Genomic DNA, 1,644 nt, shown 5'->3' on the forward strand with positions numbered 1-1,644 from the left:
AATTTTCGAGACGATCCAAGCCAGTAAGGGGTTTCAGCCTCTAAAATATACAGTTTAAATGCTCAACAGCTTATCAGACTTATGAAGTTGTTCTTGGCGTTCTGTAAGCCATTGATAAAAATTTTGAATTAAGATAAAGTATTCATTAGATAAATAAATTAGAGATAAGTTATCTCCTAGTGTTTCCAAATAAGACCTTGAGCTTTTCCATTCACCCCACTGTTTTAGAATGTTTACATCAAGACGCATACTCATTTCTATATCTTCTGCAAATTCGATTTGCAACGCGGGGATAGGTAAGGTGTAATGCTGTGTATAGTTCCGCAAATACTGCACAAACTTTTGAACATCATTGTTGGCAATATCTTGATCAATTTTTGCTTGGTATTCCTTTATAAACTCTTGGTTAGAGTACAGTCTCTTAACAATAACTCTTGTATGGTCAACTAATGTTTTTGCCGATGCCAGAAAGTTATGGAATAGTCTTGAAGTTTCATCAATTAAAAGATTAACTTCCTTTTGTTTGTCAATATTGTTGTACAAAGACAACGATTCTCTCGGATTTTTGAGATGCTCCAGATATTTTATAAGCTCATTGTAATTTACGGCAAAGACCCTATAGCTTGCACTTAAAGCTTGTAAGTTCCGGTAAATTTCCATTTCTGGTGAGGCTTCTAACTGATCTAAACGGATACCAAATTCTGTCTTGTGTCGCATACATTTTTTTAAAATAAATTTACACACTCTTGATCACCCAAACAAAAATCGTAGTCTGTCATCCTGTGGATTGACACCCCAAGCCTTTAATGTTGGTACGGCATCTCCACCATTAAGACCCAACCTTTGAATGTTTTGCTGTTCGCAGTCTAAGAAATAAGCATCACAACAATAAGACTCACGAACTTGAGGATCACAAAACAAAATGTCATCTTTAGTTCGGATCAGTAGCGGTTCTCGAGTAATATTATTTTCGTCGTTTCCCTTCGACTGCTCAAAAGCATCGGATGGCGATACATTTATATAGTGGTCTGACTTTCCAGATAACCTCATAGCAAGCGTCACCATATCTGCTAGTTCTAATGTAGTAGCTATCCAAAACCCTGCACTATGCAAAGATTCTACTCGCCACTGCATATTTAATGTTGTATCATTACAACCATATAATCCTAAGCAAACAATATTATGGGTTTTCCGTGTTTGAGCATACAAACTATCAAATGATGGATAGTTTGAATCTGCCAAATTCTGAGCACTACGAAACAAACTCAAGCTATACAAAGATTCAAAAGTTGTTGGTGGATTATTACTGTATAACTGTGGCATATAGCAACAGTGTTCCTGGACTCGATCAACTTTGGATAGTGTTTCAACCAACCTTAGAGTCTCTTCGAGACAAGCTATTGCCCCACCACGATTCAAGTTTGTTGTAGCTGGATCATATCCGTACCCCCAAGGATGAGCCTGTGTAGGTTTTAGAAAAATCCAGTCAACATCAAGTGGATGATGAGGATTCGGAACAATCGCAAATAGCCAGTCTACAGTGTGTCCTCTATTTATACTTTCAAAGTAGTAAGCTGTTAATTATCTAAATTTTCGAGACGATCCAAGCCAGTAAGGGGTTTCAGCCTCTAAAATATACAGTTT

General features: G+C 37.0%; 2 protein-coding genes. Both read right to left on the minus strand.

The features are described from left to right. Positions 1–54: 54 nt before the first annotated feature. Positions 55–717: a hypothetical protein gene (locus tag PL11201_RS25615; RefSeq protein WP_079681645.1), complete on the minus strand. Its 663-nt coding sequence runs from the start codon at positions 715–717 to the stop codon at positions 55–57. Positions 718–750: 33 nt separating this feature from the next. Continuing rightward, the gene (locus PL11201_RS25620) at positions 751–1,323 is read right to left on the minus strand and encodes a hypothetical protein (RefSeq protein WP_144017905.1); all 573 of its coding nucleotides are present in this window, start codon (positions 1,321–1,323) and stop codon (positions 751–753) included. Between the last annotated feature and the right edge of the window lie 321 nt (positions 1,324–1,644).

It is taken from the genome of Planktothrix sp. PCC 11201 (assembly GCF_900009135.1).
In the GTDB taxonomy this organism is placed as follows: Bacteria; Cyanobacteriota; Cyanobacteriia; order Cyanobacteriales; family Microcoleaceae; genus Planktothrix.

Bases quoted from the DNA above. Each gene is read 5' to 3' on its own strand.
- PL11201_RS25620 (WP_144017905.1), bottom strand. From the start codon at position 1,323: ATGCCACAGTTATACAGTAATAATCCACCAACAACTTTTGAATCTTTG.
- PL11201_RS25615 (WP_079681645.1), bottom strand. From the start codon at position 717: ATGCGACACAAGACAGAATTTGGTATCCGTTTAGATCAGTTAGAAGCC.